The organism is Pseudomonas sp. Eth.TT006, assembly GCF_054456575.1.
This window is the reverse complement of record NZ_JBTJEN010000013.1, coordinates 1-16478: the sequence shown is the minus strand read 5'-3', so window position 1 is coordinate 16478 and position 16478 is coordinate 1. Positions and strand designations below refer to the sequence as shown.

The window sequence follows — 16478 nt, the reverse complement described above, 5'->3', positions numbered from 1 at the left end:
CGGGCTTGCTCGCGAAAGCGGTGTTTCAGCCAACATCTATATCAACTGACCTGACGCATTCGCGAGCAAGCCCGCTCCCACAAGGGCATCTCCACTAGACCGAAGGGATCAGTCGAAGGTGATGCCCTGCGCCAGCGGCAACTCCAGCGAGTAGTTCACGGTGTTGGTCTGTCGCCGCATGTAGGCGCGCCAGGCGTCGGAGCCCGACTCGCGACCGCCGCCGGTTTCTTTCTCGCCACCAAACGCGCCGCCGATTTCCGCGCCGCTCGGGCCGATGTTGACGTTGGCGATGCCGCAGTCGCTGCCGACCGCCGACATGAACTGCTCGGCCTCGCGCACGTCAGTGGTGAAGATGCACGACGACAGGCCTTGCGGCACCGCATTGTTCAGGCGCAGCGCTTCCTGGAAGTCGCTGTAACCGACCACATAAAGGATCGGGGCGAAGGTTTCGCTGCAGACCACATCGCTCTGCTCTGGCATTTCCACAATCGCCGGCGACACGTAGTAGGCGTTGGGGAACTGCTCCTCAAGCTGACGCTTGCCGCCAAACACCCGGCCACCTTCGCTCAGCGCCTGCTCCAGCGCATCCTGCATGTTTTCGAAGCTGTGCTTGTCGATCAGTGGGCCGACCAGATTGCCTTCCAGCGGATGGCCAATGCGCACTTTGGCGTATGCGGCCTTGAGGCGGGTGACGATTTCATCCTTCACCGACTCATGGGCGATCAAGCGGCGCAAGGTGGTGCAACGCTGCCCGGCAGTGCCGACGGCACTGAACAGAATGGCGCGCACGGCCATGTCCAGATCGGCGCTCGGACCAAGGATCATCGCGTTATTGCCGCCCAGTTCAAGAATGCTACGGGCAAAGCGCGCGGCGACTTTCGGCGCCACTTCGCGGCCCATGCGGGTGCTGCCGGTGGCGCTGATCAGCGCCACGCGCGGGTCATCCACCAGCGCTTCGCCGGCATCGCGGCCACCAATGATCACCTGGCACAGGTGCGCCGGGGCATCAGTGAAGTTTTTCACCACGCGCTCAAAGAGCGCCTGGCAGGCCAGCGCGGTCAGCGGGGTCTTTTCCGACGGTTTCCACACCACCGGGTTGCCGCAGACCAGCGCCAGGGTAGTGTTCCACGCCCACACCGCAACCGGGAAGTTGAACGCACTGATCACGCCGACAACGCCCAGCGGATGCCAAGTTTCGCGCATGTGGTGACCCGGGCGCTCCGAGGCGATGGTCAAACCGTACAACTGACGCGACAGGCCGACCGCGAAGTCGCAGATGTCGATCATCTCCTGCACTTCGCCCAGACCTTCCTGGGTGATTTTGCCAGCTTCCCACGACACCAGCTCGCCGAGATCGGCCTTGTACTCGCGCAACACTTCGCCGAACTGGCGCACCAGCTCACCGCGACGCGGGGCCGGAACCTTGCGCCAGGCTTCGAACGCATGATCGGCGCGACTGATGTGCTGCTCGACTTCAGCCGGACCTTCCCAGTTCACCGCGGCGATGCGGCTGCCATCAATGGGCGAATGCACCGGCACTTTGCCGTTCTGGTACAGGGCCGGGTTCACACCAAGACGATCAAGCAATGCGGCAACCATGGGTCACTCCTCAAGCGAAAAACTGAATGTGTGCGGCCGAATGTTCACGACCGGGCAGGCCTTTAGTTGTAGCGTCAGTCAGGCAAGGCAACAAACGACCTTTACGCGAGATATCATTCCGTTTATTCATGCTGCGCAGAGAAAGACAAGAAAAGGACCACCCATGCTGAATAAACGCCACTTGCCATCGATCACCGCGCTGCAGTGCTTCGAGGCCGTCACCCGGCACCTGAGTTTCACCCGGGCCGCCGAGGAGCTGAACCTGACCCAGAGCGCTGTCAGCAAACAAGTGGCGCAGCTGGAAGAATTGCTCCAGCACCTGTTGTTCCGTCGGGTGCGTCGTCGTTTGCAGATGACCCCGGCCGGAGATTTGTATCTGGTGGAAGTCAGAAAAATCCTCACCCAAGTGGAAATGTCCACGCATTACCTGCGTTCCTACGGCGGCGAGACCGAAGTCTTGCGCGTCTCTACGCCTTCAACCTTCGGCGCCCGCTGGCTGGTGCCGCGCCTGAAAGGCTGGCGCTTGCGCCATCCGTCGATCCACCTCGATCTGTGCAACGAGCAGGAAGCCGACGATCTGCTGCAAGGGCGCAGCGATCTGGCGTTCTATTTCGGCCAGGGTTCGCGGCCCGGCACCGAATGCCTGAAGCTGTTCGGCGAGGAACTGGTGCCGGTCTGCGCGCCAGGCAGTCTGCCGGACCAGCCGTTCACTGATCCGACGCAACTCACTGATCTGGTGCTGCTGCAAAATGCCTCGCGCCCACAGGCGTGGCACGACTGGTTCGACAGTCAGGGCTACCACACCGAACACAGCTACCACGGGCCGCGTTTCGAAACCTTTTATATGTGCATCCGCGCCGCCCAGGTCGGCTGTGGTGTGGCGCTCTTGCCGCGTTTTCTGGTGGAGGAGGAATTGGCCGACGGCAAACTGGTCATTCCCTGGCAGCATGCAATGCCCAGTTCCGACGCCTATTACCTGGCCTACCCGGAGCATGCGGCGGAAGTGCCGAAGGTGCGCGATTTCGTCAAATGGATGCTGGAACAGATCGACAGTCCCTGACCTGACGCCAATGCAGAGTTATCCATAATCCTGTGGGAGCGGGCTTGCTCGCGAAAGCGGTGTTTCAGCGACTTTTGAATCGACTGACAGAACGCCTTCGCGAGCAAGCCCGCTCCCACAAGGATCTGATGCGTTCTCAGAAATTGCTGGCAATCCCCACCACTGATATGCGCCACTAGCGCCATTGATTGATACCGCGCCCCGCGCGGTGCACCTGGAGAACCCGTTTATGAGCGAGAGTGTGTTTGCCGATCGCATCGTGCAGAACCTGCTCGACACCGACTTCTACAAACTGACGATGATGCAGGCGGTGCTGCACAACTACCCCAACGTCGAAGTCGAATGGGAGTTCCGTTGCCGCAACAGCGAGGATCTGCGCCCGTATCTGGCCGAGATCCGCTACCAGATCGAACGTCTGGCCGAGCTGAGCCTGAGCGCTGATCAGTTGAGTTTTCTCGAGCGCATCAGCTTCCTCAAACCGGACTTCCTGCGTTTTCTCGGCCTGTTCCGCTTCAACCTGCGCTATCTGCACACCGGGATCGAGAACGGCGAGCTGTTCATCCGTCTGCGTGGGCCGTGGCTGCATGTGATCCTGTACGAAGTGCCGCTGCTGGCGATCGTCAGCGAAGTGCGCAACCGCTATCGCTACCGGGAAATCGAACTGGTGCAGGCGCGTGAACAGCTGTATCGCAAGTTCGACTGGCTGACCGCCAACGCCTCGGCCGACGAACTGGCGCAGTTGCAGGTCGCCGACTTCGGCACCCGCCGGCGCTTTTCCTACCGTGTGCAAGAAGAAGTGGTGAACGTGCTCAAGCACGATTTCCCCGGACGCTTCGTCGGCACCAGCAACGTGCACCTGTCCCGCGAGCTGGACATGAAACCGCTGGGCACCATGGCTCACGAATGGATCATGGCCCATCAGCAACTCGGTCCGCGGCTGATCGACAGCCAGATCGCTGCCCTCGATTGCTGGGTGCGCGAATACCGTGGCCTGCTCGGCATCGCGCTGACCGATTGCATCACCACCGACGCGTTCCTCGGCGACTTCGACCTGTTCTTCGCCAAGCTCTTTGACGGTCTGCGCCACGATTCCGGGGATCCGGTGCAGTGGGGCGAAAAATGCATCGCCCACTACCACAAGCTCGGCATCGACCCGATGAGCAAGACCCTGGTGTTCTCCGACAGCCTGACCCTGCCCAAATCGCTGGAGATTTTCCGCGCGCTGCACGGTCGGATCAATGTGAGCTTTGGTATCGGCACCAACCTGACCTGTGACATTCCGGGTGTCGAACCGATGAGCATCGTGCTTAAAATGACCGCCTGCAACGGCCAGCCGGTTGCGAAAGTCTCCGACGAGCCAGGCAAGACGCACTGTAAAGACCCGAATTTCGTCGCCTATTTGCGACACGTGTTCCAGGTTCCTGCCGTTTCCAGCCTATCTAGCAAGGAGTGAATTCATGCAAGCCGTACAGCGTGAGATTGCTGAACAGCTCAAAGTGCAGCCGCCGTTCGCGAACTACGAGGCCCTGCAGGCCGAAGTCGCCCGGCGCATTACCTTTATTCAGGATTGCCTGGTCAATTCCGGGCTCAAGACCCTGGTGCTGGGCATCAGCGGCGGTGTCGACTCGCTGACCGCCGGCCTCCTCGCCCAGCGCGCCATGCGCGAACTGCGCGAGCGCACCGGCGACAGCAGCTACAAGTTCATCGCCGTGCGCCTGCCGTACGAAACGCAGTTCGATGAACACGACGCCCAGGCCTCGGTGGACTTCATCGCCCCGGACGAGCGCCACACCGTCAACATCGGCCCGGCGGTGAAGGCGCTGGCCAGTGAAGTCGCGGCGTTCGAGGGCAAGCACGCGGTGTCGGTGGATTTCGTGCTCGGCAACACCAAGGCGCGGATGCGCATGGTCGCCCAGTACACCATCGCCGGCGCCGCTCACGGTCTGGTGATCGGCACCGACCACGCGGCGGAAGCGGTCATGGGTTTCTTCACCAAGTTCGGTGATGGCGCCTGCGACCTCGCCCCGCTCAGCGGTCTGGTGAAAAACCAGGTTCGGGCAATCGCCCGCAGCTTCGGTGCGCCGGAGTCGCTGGTGGAGAAAGTGCCGACGGCGGATCTGGAAGACCTGTCGCCGGGCAAACCGGATGAAGCCTCCCACGGTGTGACCTACGCCGAGATCGACGCCTTCCTGCACGGCGAGCCGGTGCGCCAGGAAGCGTTCGACATCATCGTCAACACCTACAACAAGACCCATCACAAGCGCGTCATGCCGTTTGCGCCTTGATCGACCGGTGATGGAATGAAAAAGCCCGCTGAGGAGTGATCCTCAGCGGGCTTTTCTTTGGCTTGCAACTTTACCGATGCTGCGGGCCTCTTCGCGGGCAAGCCCGCTCCCACAGTGTCCCGGTTGTTCACGTAATAGGTGACCGACACAAAACCTGTGGGAGCGTGGCTTGCCCGCGAAGAACGATGACGCGGTGGCCCGGCTTACTTGACAGTAATAGTGCCTTTCATCATCGAGATGTGGCCCGGGAACGAGCAGAAGAAGCCGTAGCCGCCGTCTGCAATCTTTGCCACGTCGAAGGTCAGCGAGTCAGTTTCCTTGGCGCCGATGATCTTGGTGTGAGCGATGATCCGCGCGTCACCTTCCGGCAGGTAGTTCTTGTCGATACCGGCGGCCAGGCCAGCGGTAGCGATTGGCTGCATGTCAGCTTCTTTGCTGATCACCAGGTTATGCCCCATGACATTCTTCGGCAGGCTGCCGGAGTGGGTCAGTTCGACGGTGAAGGTCTTGCAGCTCTTGTCGATCACGATTTCCTTGGTGTTGAAGGACATCTGGTCGGTGGAGTCAACGGTGGTTTTGCATTCGGCGGCCATCAATTGGCTGCTGGCCAGTGCCAGCAGGGATACCGCAACAACTTTGGAAAACATGGTGAATCTCCAAGGCAGGGTTAACAAAAACACGAGTGGTTGGAAGACTGCCTGAAATCTTCGCAAGTTCCTATGACTTGAGTCAAAAATTGTATACAACTTTCAGGCTATGACACTCATCGAAACAATCTAACGGCCAGATTCTCCGCCCAGCCCTATGATCGGCGCATCTACTGAGACGGAGTGTCTGTCATGTTCTTTAACGGTCTGTTGTGCAGTTTGCTCGCCGCCTACGCCTGTGGCGCCAGCGGTACCTTTGAATCGCCGGAACGCGAAGTCTAGCCCTTGGATCGAGGCGTGCCAGCCATTACCCTGTGACCGATTGACCCAGGAGGAAGGCATGTCTCTCAAATCCGTTTGTGTATTTTGCGGTGCCAACGCCGGCACCAACCCCGCTTACACCGAGGCCGCTCAGGCCCTTGGCCGGGCGCTGGCCGAGCGTCAGCTGACGCTGGTGTATGGCGGCGGCGCGGTGGGGCTGATGGGGCTGGTCGCCGACGCCGCACTGGCCGCTGGCGGTGAAGTGATCGGGATCATTCCGCAGAGCCTGATGGACAAGGAAATCGGCCACAAAAGCCTGACCCGCCTCGAAGTGGTCGACGGCATGCACGCACGCAAGGCGCGTATGGCCGAACTCAGCGATGCGTTCATCGCGTTGCCCGGCGGCCTCGGCACGCTGGAAGAGCTGTTCGAAGTCTGGACCTGGGGCCAGCTCGGCTACCACGGCAAGCCGCTCGGGCTGCTGGAAGTGAATGGTTTCTACAGCAAGCTCACGGCTTTTCTTGACCATATCGTCGGCGAAGGCTTCGTTCGCGCGCCACACCGTGACATGCTGCAAGTAAGCGAATCGCCACAAACCCTGCTTGATGCCCTCGATCAGTGGCAGCCGACCGTCACCCCCAAGTGGGTCGGGCAAAATCCCGGCTAACCACCGGGCACCGATACAGGGCAGAATACGCGCCGCTCAACCTCACCTTCGACCAAGAGGAACGCCCATGGCCAAACCCAATTACTCCTTCGCCAAACGTCAACGAGACCTGGCAAAGGAGCAGAAGAAAGAGGAAAAGCTTCAGCGCAAGAAACAGATGGCTGAAGACGCGGCACTGAACCCTGACGGTGAAGTGGCGACTGACGACGATGTTGATGTTGATGCACCGAAAGATCAGGCGCCCGACGCCTGAGCCCCACCGGGTTTGATCATCGAATCAGACCCTGCGGATTTGTGACGGGGCTGGCGGTTTTACTGCCGGCCCTCCAACTCCCGTTTTCCGGATACCCAATTTCCCTTGTGGGAGCGAGCTTGCTCGCGAAAGCGGCGTGTCAGCGATGAATCTGTTACTGACAGAATGCTTTCGCGAGCAAGCTCGCTCCCACATGGCCGGTGCGTTACTCCAGTGGCATTACGGTGACGCGCACTTCCGGGTCATGATTGCCGCCGCCGAGGATCACCCCGCGCAACGGCGACACATCGGAGAAGTCCCGCCCCCACGCCAAAGTAATGTGCTCCAGCGCCGGTTGCACATTGTTGGTCGGATCGAAATCCACCCAGCCCGACACCGGACAGAACACCGAGACCCAGGCGTGTGACGCGTCGGCGCCGATCAGCCGTGGCTGGCCCGGTGGCGGCTGGGTCAGCAGATAACCGCTAATGTACCGCGCCGCCAGCCCTCTCGAACGCACACACGCGAGCATCAAATGCGCGAAGTCCTGACACACGCCGCGCCGGCGCTCCAGCACTTCCACCAGCGGCGTCGCCACTTGCGTGGCTTCGGCATCGAAGGTGAACTCGCTGAAAATCTTCTGCATCAAGGCCTGCACGCCGAGCATCAAGGGACGTCCCGGCGGGAAGCAGCTTTCGGAGAACTCGACGAAGCTGCGCTTCAGGTACACGTAGGGTGACTGGAAGCGATATCGACAGGCTTCAAGCATCTCGGCCGACAACGGCTGGCTGCTGTAGCTCAGCGCATTTCGCGTCTGCTCCCACGCCGGCGACAGACTGAAGTCCGCCAGCGGTCGCGCCAGTACTTCAACGCTGAGCCGGGCGTTGACCTGCAACTCGTCGTGCGGTCGCTCGAAGGCCAGCCGGGTCAGCGGATTGCCGAATACATCGAGCTCGTCACGCCGACTGGTCGGCTCCGGACTGATCAGCAATTGCTGTTCGGTGCAGCGCTGCCAGGAGCACTCACGGGGCCACAGGTGCGCCAATTGCTGCGCCAGCGACACCGGGCTGTCGTAGTGATAACAAGTGTCGTGGAAGATCTGGTAATGCGCGTTCATCAGACGGACACCGTGCGCTGGCTGACATCATCGACATGGGCAAAGTGGCGCAGGGCCAGGCGATCCGAGACGTGCCCGCTGGCCTCGGCGATCTCTTGCAGCAGGTCTGCCAGACCATCGAGTGCGGCGCGCACGCTGGACTCGCCGAACAGCGAATTCTCCAGGCAGCCCAGATCAAAGTGCGCCAGACGCTCGACCAGTTGTGGCAATGCCGCCTCACGGGGCACCGCGAAATCATCGTTCAAACGCTTCAGCGTGCGGGTCACCAGTTTCAACTGGAACAACACCGCATGCGGGTTCTGCTCGTCGAGCAGCAACAAGTCGAGCACCGGGATCAACTGCGCCACCGCCAGATAGCGCGAACGGTAGGTGATGCTGCTGTTGCCCAGCTCCAGCAGCCACTCCAGCCCCGCCTGGTCGAACGCGGCGCTACCACGCAGGAACGCCGCGAGACTGCTGCTGAGAAACTGCAGACGCTCGATGCGCCGGCCAATCATCAGGAAACGCCAGCCTTCGTCGCGGGTCATGTCGTCCAGGGCAAACCCGGACAGCGCCGCCAGCGACATCACCAGACGGTTGAGGAAATCCAGCAGTTCGCCGAAGTCCGGTTCGTCGGTGTCCAGCTCCATAGCTTCGCGTTGCAACTCCACCAGGGCCTGCCAGTTCTCCCGCGAGAGCTTGCCGCGCACCTGCGAGGCCGCCCACTGCAAGCGCTGCAGGTTGGAGCGCAGACTGAACGACCAGTCCTCGCCGAGCAACGCCGCCAGCAGACGCTCCGGCAGTTCGCCCTCCTCCGGCAGCAGCATCAGCCGTTCGCCCAGCTCGACCGCCGCTTGCAGCGCTTGCGGGTCGTCACCGTCGACATAACGCGCGAGCATGATCCGCAGCAATCGCGCACTGTCATCGCAACGCTCGCAATAGCGGCCGAACCAGAACAGGTTCTCCACCACCCGCGACGGCAGGTACGGGTCGCGGCGCACCAGATCGTGCACACCCAGATTGCGCTGGGTTTTCCACTGTTCGCCGCTCGGCGGGCGCTCACCCAGCACCCAGGTGTCCTTGCTCGCCCCGCCACGCTGCATCGACACCACTTCTGCATCAGCCTCGGCGGCGACCCGGGTCAGGCCGCCGGGGAGCACCCGATAGCCCTCGCGACTGGCCACGGCGTACATGCGCATGCCGATGGCCCGAGGTTGCAGCTGGCCGTCCTCGGCTTGCCAGATCGGCGCCTGGGACAGCTGCGCCAGTTCCTGCGCCACGTAGGCATAAGGCCGCGCCTGCATGCGTTCGGCGAGCGCCTGACGCTGCTGCTCATTCAGATCCCGGCCAAACACCGGGGCAAAACTCTGTGAAGGGAACGCCGGTTTGATCAGCAGCTCCGGAAGTTTCTCCAGCGCCTGCGCCAGCACCGGCGCCTCGCCGCACCACCAGGTGGCGATGGATGGCAGAAGCAGTTCTTCGCCGAACAGGTATTGGTTGATCTTCGGCAGAAACCCGAGCAACCCGGGCGATTCCAGCACGCCGCTGCCCAAGGCATTGGCCACCAGCACCCGGCCCTGGCGCACCGCCTCCAGCAGGCCCGGCACACCAAGTGCCGAGTCGGTACGCAGCTCCAGCGGATCGCAGAAGTCATCGTCGAGCCGACGCATGATCGCGTGCACCCGGCGCAGGCCACTGAGGGTTTTCAGATACACCGTGGCGTCGCGCACGGTCAGATCGCCGCCCTCCACCAGTGGATAACCGAGCTGGCGCGCCAGATACAGGTGTTCGAAATAGCTTTCGTTGAAGCGCCCCGGCGTGAGCAACACCACCAGCGGCGCGTCGTCGTCACACGGAGCCTGGCGCGCAAGGGTTTCCTGCAGGGTGCGGAAGAAGCCGGCCAGATGCTGCACTTTCAGATCCCGGTACAGCTCGGGAAAGGCGCGGGAGACGATGGTGCGGTTTTCCAGCGCATAACCGGCGCCGGAGGGCGCCTGAGTACGATCCGCCGTCACCCACCAGCGGCCATCCGGCGTGCGCGCCAGATCCACCGCGTATAGATGCAGAAAAGCCTGTTCCGGCGGCGCAATGCCCTGACACGGCCAGAGAAAATTGTTGTGCCCGAACACCAGTTCCGCCGGCAACAATCCTTCGCGGATCAAGTGCTGCGGGCCATACAGATCGGCCAGCACTGCATTGAGCAGACGCGCGCGCTGGGCAATCCCGGCTGACAGGTGCTGCCACTCATCAGCGGCGATCACGTGCGGCAGCAGATCCAGCTCCCACGGCCGGTCGGCGCCCTTGGGGTCGGCATAGACGTTATAGGTAACGCCGTTTTCCTGAATCTGCCGCGCCAGCAAGGCCTGACGCTGCACCAGTTGCGCCGGGCTGCTGCGCTGCAACTGGTCGAACAGCCGCCGCCAGTGCGCGCGCACGTCCCCGCTGTCATCCAGCAGTTCGTGATAAGTGCCCGCGGTGCGCGGGTAGCGGTCTAGCAGGTCAGGCATGGAAAGCTCGGCGGACAGCAAGGAACGGTCAGACTAACGCAGGCAGATGACGCGCGGATAGACGAAAAATCCGCGTGTCGCGTAGGCTTTAGAAACGTCGCAAATCGAGAGTCATCGGCAACTCGTCGGAGATGGCCAGGTCGGGTATCGGAAGTTTCCCCGGCGTGTGTCCGATGCGGAAAAACCGCGCCATGCGCCGGCTCTCCGCTTCGTTGGCGTTGACCGGCAGCGTCTCGTAGTTGCGCCCGCCCGGATGCGCCACGTGGTACTGACAGCCGCCCAGCGAGCGTTGCATCCAGGTGTCGAGCACATCAAATACCAGCGGCGCGTGCACCGGGATGGTCGGTTGCAGACAATTGGCCGGCTGCCAGGCGCGAAAGCGCACGCCAGCAACGAACTCGCCGACACGTCCGGTCGGCTGCAGCGGCACCGGGACGCCGTTGCAAGTCAGCAGGTAACGCTGCGGCGGCAGCCCGTTGAGTTTGATCTGCAAACGCTCCAGCGACGAATCGACATAGCGCACCGTGCCCCCCGCTGTGCCCTCCTCGCCCAATACATGCCAGGGCTCCAGCGCCTGACGCAGCTCCAGTTCGATGCCATTGACCGCGTAATCGCCGACCTTGGGGAAACGAAACTCCAGATGCGCGGCGAACCACTCGGCACGCAACGGATAACCGGCGTTGTTGAGTTCGACGATGACGTCGGCAAAATCCTGCTCGATAAAGTGCGGCAGCATGAAACGATCGTGCAGTTCAGTGCCCCAGCGCGCCAGTTTCGGCGGCGCATACGGCTCGCGCCAGAACCGCGCAACCAGTGCGCGCAGCAGCAACTGCTGGGCCAGACTCATGCGCGCATGCGGTGGCATTTCAAACGCACGCAGTTCAAGCAGACCGAGGCGCCCGGTGGCGCCGTCCGGTGAATACAGTTTGTCGATGCAGAATTCGGCGCGGTGAGTGTTGCCGGTGACGTCGATCAGCAAGTTGCGCAGCAAGCGATCCACCAGCCACGGCGGACATTCTTCGCCCACTTGCGGCATCTGCGCAAAGGCGATTTCCAGCTCGTACAAGGCGTCGTTGCGCGCCTCGTCAACCCGGGGCGCCTGGGAAGTCGGGCCGATGAACAGGCCGGAAAACAGGTAGGACAACGACGGGTGGTTGTGCCAGTAGCTGATCAGACTGCGCAGCAGATCGGGACGGCGCAGGAACGGCGAATCCGCCGGGGTCGCGCCGCCGAGGACAAAGTGGTTGCCACCGCCAGTGCCGGTGTGGCGCCCGTCGATCATGAATTTTTCCGTGGCGAGGCGGGTTTGCCGCGCCTCTTCATAGAGAAACTCGGTGCGCTCGACCAGTTCGTCCCAAGTCGCGGACGGCTGTACGTTGACCTCGATCACACCTGGGTCCGGGGTGATGCGGAAGTTGCTCAGGCGCGGATCACTCGGCGGCTCATACCCTTCCAGCAGCACAGGGCAATGCAGCTCTTCGGCAGTGGCTTCGATGGCGGCCACCAGCTCCAGATAATCCTCGACCCGCTCCAGCGGCGGCATGAACAGATACAACCGCCCCTCGCGCGCCTCGGCGCAGAACGCAGTGCGGGTCAGCCAGTCGGCGGACTCGTCAATTGCAGGCGCGCGCTCATCGGCCGCGGCAGGCTGGCCATGGCTGTTGAGCTGCGCGGCATCCGGTAGCGGCGGGAAATCCTGATTCGGATCGTTGGGGTGAATGAACGGATACTCCGCCGCCTTCACCCACGGCTGCGACCCGAGCGGCAAGCGATAACCCAGCGGCGAATCCCCCGGGACCAGCCGGCAATGCTCGTCGCGCAGGTACCAGCGCCCGCTCTGCCATTGATCGCCCTTGGCGGTGCGCGCCAGCGGCAACACCTGGCCGATCACTTTATCCAGGCCCTGACTGAAGACTTTGCGCAGACGCGCGCGCTCCAGTGGCTCTTCCAGCCGCGAGTCTTCCGCGCTGACATTGCTCGGCAGCGCGCCCTCACGCCAGAGGTAGTAGAAGTTGTCTTCGTAGGCCGGAAACACAAAACGTGCGGGCAGTTTCAGACGCTCGGCGACACTCGCCAGAAAGCGCCCGGCCAGTTCGCCGTCGGCGCCGTAGTCCTGCTGCTCGTCGGCGATCAGCGCGTTGTTGTGCCAGATCGGCACGCCGTCGCGGCGCCAATAACAGTTGAGCGACCAGCGCGGCAGTTGCTCGCCTGGGTACCACTTGCCCTGCCCAAAATGCACCAGACCATTAGGCGCGTAGTGCTTGCGCATGCGCTGGAACAGTTCGGCGGACAGTCGGCGCTTGTCCGGGCCTAGCGCGGCGGTGTTCCATTCGGCGCCGTCCGGGTCGTCGATGGACACGAAGGTCGGTTCGCCACCCATGGTCAGGCGCACATCGCCCTCCAGCAGATCGGTGTCGATCTGCCGGCCCAGCGCCTGAATCGCCAGCCACTGTTCGTCGGTGTAGGGCTTGGTGACCCGCGGCGCTTCCCAGATCCGCTCGACCGACATCTCGTGGCTGAACTGGCACTCGCAAGGTTCGACCAGACCACTGATCGGTGCCGCCGAGGACGGATCGGGACTGCAGGCCAACGGGATATGCCCTTCACCGGCGAACAGTCCGGAAGTGGCATCCAGACCGATCCAGCCAGCGCCCGGCAGGTACACCTCGCACCAGGCGTGCAGATCGGTGAAGTCGACATCGGTGCCGGACGGACCGTCGAGGCTTTTCACATCAGCGGTAAGTTGAATCAGGTAACCGGAAACAAACCGCGCCGCCAACCCGAGATTGCGCAGCAACTGCACCAGCAGCCACGCCGAATCGCGGCACGAGCCGGAGGCGTGTTCAAGGGTATGTTCCGGGGTTTGCACCCCTGGCTCCATGCGGATCAGGTAGCGGATGTCTTCACTGAGGCGCTGATTGAGCATCACCAGGAAATCCACCGCAGGCAGCGGCGTGCGGTCGATGGCATCGAGATAGGCTTTGAAGGCCGGGGTCAGCGGCAGGGTTTCGAGGTACGGCGCCAGCTCCTTGCGCTCGTCGGCGGCATAGGTGAAGGGGATTTTCTCGGCGTAGGGTTCGAGGAAAAAGTCGAACGGATTAAACACCGCCATCTCGGCCAGCAGATCGACTTCGATGCGCAGCTCGTCGGTTTTCTCCGGGAACACCAGCCGCGCCAGATAGTTGCCCTGCGGGTCCTGCTGCCAGTTGATGAAATGCTGCTGCGGCGAGACTTTCAGCGCATACGACAGAATCCGCGTGCGGCTGTGGGCAGCCGGGCGCAGGCGAACGATCTGCGGGCCGAGTTCGACCGCGCGGTCGTAGCGGTAATGCGTGACGTGATGCAATGCGACATGAATCGACACGGCGTGCCTCCTGCGAGCCTAAGCGTATTCGAAAGCGCGCAAGACTTATGCCATGCACAGGCTTGCGCGTTTTCCCGGAATGCTCAGGGCAGTACAGCACCAAAATCGGGCGATGCGGAGAAATGGCTGAGGCAAGTTGCGCCTAAATGTGGCGGACGGTTGTTTCCGGGGGCGCCTGATCCGGCGATTTCGCGAGCAAGCCCGCTCCCACAGGAGACCGCATTCCAAATGTGGGAGCGGGCTTGCTCGCGAAGGGGCCAGTCGATTCAGCGCACCTCCTGAACCCTGAAATGCAAAACGCCAACCCGAAGGTTGGCGTTCTGTTCAACTAAAAAGCAACTTAGCGCGGTACCACCGGCTTGCGAGCCGGCTTCGGCCCTTTGCCTTTGGCGGCATCCTTGCGCTCTTTGGCGGCCTGCTGGTTGCGGGCGAACGCCGCGGCCTTGGCTTGCTCACGCTTGTCCCAGGGATTGCCACCGTCACTGGCGCGCGGCGGCAAGCCGTTGTGCTGGGTGAGGATCTTGGTGGTTTTCTCCTTGCCCTCTTTCGCGACCTTGTGGCTGCCGGCCGGCGTCGAGTTCTTGCGACGGGCGCTCTGGTAGCTGTCAGTGGCCGGCTGGTGCTGCGGGATCAACTGGTGCTTGCCCGGCCCGATCAGGTCGGCGCGGCCCATGCGGATCAGCGCTTCACGCAGCATCGGCCAGCCTTTCGGGTCGTGATAACGCAGGAACGCTTTATGCAGACGGCGCTGCTCCTCGCTCTTGACGATGGTCACGCCGTCGCTCTTGTAGGTGACCTTGCGCAGCGGGTTCTTGCCCGAGTGGTACATCGCGGTGGCGGTGGCCATCGGCGACGGGTAGAACGCCTGCACCTGGTCGGCACGGAAACCGTTGCCTTTGAGCCATAGCGCAAGGTTCATCATGTCTTCGTCGGTGGTGCCCGGGTGCGCGGCGATAAAGTACGGAATCAGGTACTGCTCTTTCCCTGCTTCCTTGGTGTACTTTTCGAACATGCGCTTGAAGCGATCGTAGGTGCCGATCCCCGGCTTCATCATCTGGTTGAGCGGACCTTCCTCGGTGTGTTCCGGGGCGATCTTCAGGTAGCCACCGACGTGGTGGGTCACCAGTTCCTTGACGTACTCCGGCGACTCGACCGCGAGGTCGTAACGCAGGCCGGAGGCGATCAGGATCTTCTTCACGCCCGGCAAGGCACGGGCGCTGCGATACAGCTGAATCAGCGACGAGTGGTCGGTGTTCAGGTTCGGGCAGATGCCGGGGAACACGCACGAAGGCTTGCGGCACGCCGATTCGATTTCCGGCGTCTTGCAGGCGATGCGGTACATGTTCGCGGTCGGGCCGCCGAGGTCGGAAATGACCCCGGTGAAACCCGGAACCTTGTCGCGGATCTCTTCGATTTCGCGAATGATCGACTCTTCGGAACGGTTCTGGATGATCCGGCCTTCGTGCTCGGTGATTGAGCAGAAGGTGCAGCCGCCGAAGCAGCCACGCATGATGTTCACCGAGAAACGGATCATGTCGTAGGCCGGGATCTTCTCCTTGCCGTACGCCGGGTGCGGAACCCGTGCGTAAGGCATGCCGAACACGTAGTCCATTTCTTCAGTGGTCATCGGAATCGGCGGCGGGTTGAACCAGACGTCGATTTCGCCGTGCTTTTGCACCAGCGCGCGGGCGTTGCCCGGATTGGTTTCCAGGTGCAGCACGCGGTTGGCGTGAGCGTACAGAACCGGGTCGTTACGCACCTTTTCCATCGACGGCAGGCGGATCACGGTCTTGTCGCGGGTCATCTTCGGGCTGGCCAGGATCTGCACGACCTTGGCTTCCTGCGGATCCTCGACCGGCCCCTTCTCCTGCTCGATGGCGCAGGCCTGGGTGTCCTGGGTGTTGACGTACGGGTTGATGATCTTGTCGATCTTGCCCGGACGGTCGATGCGCGTTGAGTCGACTTCGTACCAGCCCGCAGGCGTGTCACGACGGATGAACGCGGTGCCGCGCACATCGGTGATGTCTTCGATCTTGTGCCCGTAGGACAGACGCTGGGCGACTTCGACAATCGCGCGCTCGGCGTTGCCGTACAGCAAGATGTCGGCGCTGGCGTCGATCAGGATCGAATTGCGCACGCGATCCTGCCAGTAGTCATAGTGGGCGATGCGACGCAGCGAGGCTTCGATGCCGCCGAGCACGATCGGCACGTGCTTGTAGGCTTCCTTGCAGCGCTGGCTATAGACCAGGCTTGCGCGATCCGGACGCTTGCCGGCCATGCCACCCGGGGTGTAGGCGTCGTCGGAGCGGATTTTCTTGTCGGCGGTGTAGCGGTTGATCATCGAATCCATGTTGCCGGCCGCGACGCCGAAGAACAGGTTCGGCTCGCCGAGCTTCATGAAGTCGTCTTTGGACTGCCAGTTCGGTTGGGCAATGATCCCGACGCGGAAGCCTTGCGACTCCAGCAGCCGGCCGATGATCGCCATGCCGAACGACGGGTGATCGACGTACGCATCACCGGTGACGATGATGATGTCGCAGGAATCCCAGCCGAGCTGATCCATCTCCTCCCTGCTCATCGGCAGGAACGGCGCTGGCCCGAAACATTCGGCCCAGTATTTTGGATAGTCAAATAACGGCTTGGCTGCTTGCATGTCGATAACCGGTGTTGGCTTTCATTGAATTTCGCGGGCGCGGAATATAGCACAAATTTTGATCAATTCCGACGGCTGTGGTCGGAAATTGCGCATTCCCCTGTGGG

At 62.1% G+C, this 16478-nt stretch carries 11 protein-coding genes; 5 read left to right on the top strand and 6 right to left on the bottom strand.

All coding sequences use genetic code 11. The annotated features are described in order from the left end of the window. Positions 1 to 108: 108 nt before the first annotated feature. A complete protein-coding gene (gene amaB / locus ACXR0M_RS20035) occupies positions 109 to 1599 on the bottom strand; it encodes an L-piperidine-6-carboxylate dehydrogenase (RefSeq protein ID WP_458833503.1) in 1491 nt (496 codons plus the stop codon). Positions 1600 to 1762: 163 nt separating this feature from the next. On the opposite strand from amaB, the gene ACXR0M_RS20030 reads away from it, so the two are divergent. From ACXR0M_RS20030 to nadE, 3 genes are all read left to right on the top strand, one after another. Next, the gene (locus tag ACXR0M_RS20030; RefSeq protein ID WP_458833502.1) at positions 1763 to 2659 is read left to right on the top strand and encodes a LysR family transcriptional regulator; all 897 of its coding nucleotides are present in this window, start codon (positions 1763 to 1765) and stop codon (positions 2657 to 2659) included. 229 nt (positions 2660 to 2888) lie between these two features. Continuing rightward, on the top strand, positions 2889 to 4112 hold the full coding sequence (gene pncB / locus ACXR0M_RS20025; protein WP_458833501.1) for a nicotinate phosphoribosyltransferase: 1224 nt from the start codon (positions 2889 to 2891) through the stop codon (positions 4110 to 4112). A gap of 4 nt (positions 4113 to 4116) precedes the next feature. Continuing rightward, positions 4117 to 4944 (top strand): ammonia-dependent NAD(+) synthetase, encoded by an 828-nt coding sequence (gene nadE / locus ACXR0M_RS20020; RefSeq protein ID WP_458833500.1) that lies wholly within the window; start codon positions 4117 to 4119, stop codon positions 4942 to 4944. A 203-nt stretch (positions 4945 to 5147) separates the two neighbouring features. On the opposite strand, the gene azu is transcribed toward nadE, so the two are convergent. Next, on the bottom strand, positions 5148 to 5591 hold the full coding sequence (azu, locus tag ACXR0M_RS20015) for an azurin (RefSeq protein ID WP_008078296.1): 444 nt from the start codon (positions 5589 to 5591) through the stop codon (positions 5148 to 5150). 340 nt (positions 5592 to 5931) lie between these two features. On the opposite strand from azu, the gene ACXR0M_RS20010 reads away from it, so the two are divergent. Next, complete coding sequence (locus ACXR0M_RS20010) at positions 5932 to 6519, top strand: LOG family protein (protein ID WP_458833499.1); 588 nt, start codon at positions 5932 to 5934, stop codon at positions 6517 to 6519. A gap of 67 nt (positions 6520 to 6586) precedes the next feature. Beyond that, a complete protein-coding gene (locus tag ACXR0M_RS20005; protein WP_458833498.1) occupies positions 6587 to 6772 on the top strand; it encodes a hypothetical protein in 186 nt (61 codons plus the stop codon). Between the two features lie 205 nt (positions 6773 to 6977). Here the strand turns inward: ACXR0M_RS20005 and ACXR0M_RS20000 are convergent, their stop codons facing one another. The 4 genes from ACXR0M_RS20000 to ACXR0M_RS19985 form a co-directional block, all read right to left on the bottom strand. Further along, a complete protein-coding gene (locus tag ACXR0M_RS20000; RefSeq protein ID WP_458833497.1) occupies positions 6978 to 7868 on the bottom strand; it encodes a transglutaminase family protein in 891 nt (296 codons plus the stop codon). After that, entirely contained in the window at positions 7868 to 10354 is a 2487-nt protein-coding gene (locus ACXR0M_RS19995) for a circularly permuted type 2 ATP-grasp protein (RefSeq protein WP_458833496.1), read from the bottom strand. The genes ACXR0M_RS20000 and ACXR0M_RS19995 overlap by 1 nt, the downstream gene beginning before the upstream one ends. Positions 10355 to 10442: 88 nt before the next feature. Continuing rightward, a complete protein-coding gene (locus ACXR0M_RS19990; RefSeq protein ID WP_458833495.1) occupies positions 10443 to 13718 on the bottom strand; it encodes a transglutaminase family protein in 3276 nt (1091 codons plus the stop codon). 340 nt (positions 13719 to 14058) lie between these two features. After that, on the bottom strand, positions 14059 to 16371 hold the full coding sequence (locus ACXR0M_RS19985; protein ID WP_458833494.1) for a YgiQ family radical SAM protein: 2313 nt from the start codon (positions 16369 to 16371) through the stop codon (positions 14059 to 14061). Positions 16372 to 16478: the final 107 nt, after the last annotated feature.

Bases quoted from the DNA above. Each gene is read 5' to 3' on its own strand.
- amaB (WP_458833503.1), bottom strand. From the start codon at position 1,599: ATGGTTGCCGCATTGCTTGATCGTCTTGGTGTGAACCCGGCCCTGTAC.
- ACXR0M_RS20030 (WP_458833502.1), top strand. From the start codon at position 1,763: ATGCTGAATAAACGCCACTTGCCATCGATCACCGCGCTGCAGTGCTTC.
- pncB (WP_458833501.1), top strand. From the start codon at position 2,889: ATGAGCGAGAGTGTGTTTGCCGATCGCATCGTGCAGAACCTGCTCGAC.
- nadE (WP_458833500.1), top strand. From the start codon at position 4,117: ATGCAAGCCGTACAGCGTGAGATTGCTGAACAGCTCAAAGTGCAGCCG.
- azu (WP_008078296.1), bottom strand. From the start codon at position 5,591: ATGTTTTCCAAAGTTGTTGCGGTATCCCTGCTGGCACTGGCCAGCAGC.
- ACXR0M_RS20010 (WP_458833499.1), top strand. From the start codon at position 5,932: ATGTCTCTCAAATCCGTTTGTGTATTTTGCGGTGCCAACGCCGGCACC.
- ACXR0M_RS20005 (WP_458833498.1), top strand. From the start codon at position 6,587: ATGGCCAAACCCAATTACTCCTTCGCCAAACGTCAACGAGACCTGGCA.
- ACXR0M_RS20000 (WP_458833497.1), bottom strand. From the start codon at position 7,868: ATGAACGCGCATTACCAGATCTTCCACGACACTTGTTATCACTACGAC.
- ACXR0M_RS19995 (WP_458833496.1), bottom strand. From the start codon at position 10,354: ATGCCTGACCTGCTAGACCGCTACCCGCGCACCGCGGGCACTTATCAC.
- ACXR0M_RS19985 (WP_458833494.1), bottom strand. From the start codon at position 16,371: ATGCAAGCAGCCAAGCCGTTATTTGACTATCCAAAATACTGGGCCGAA.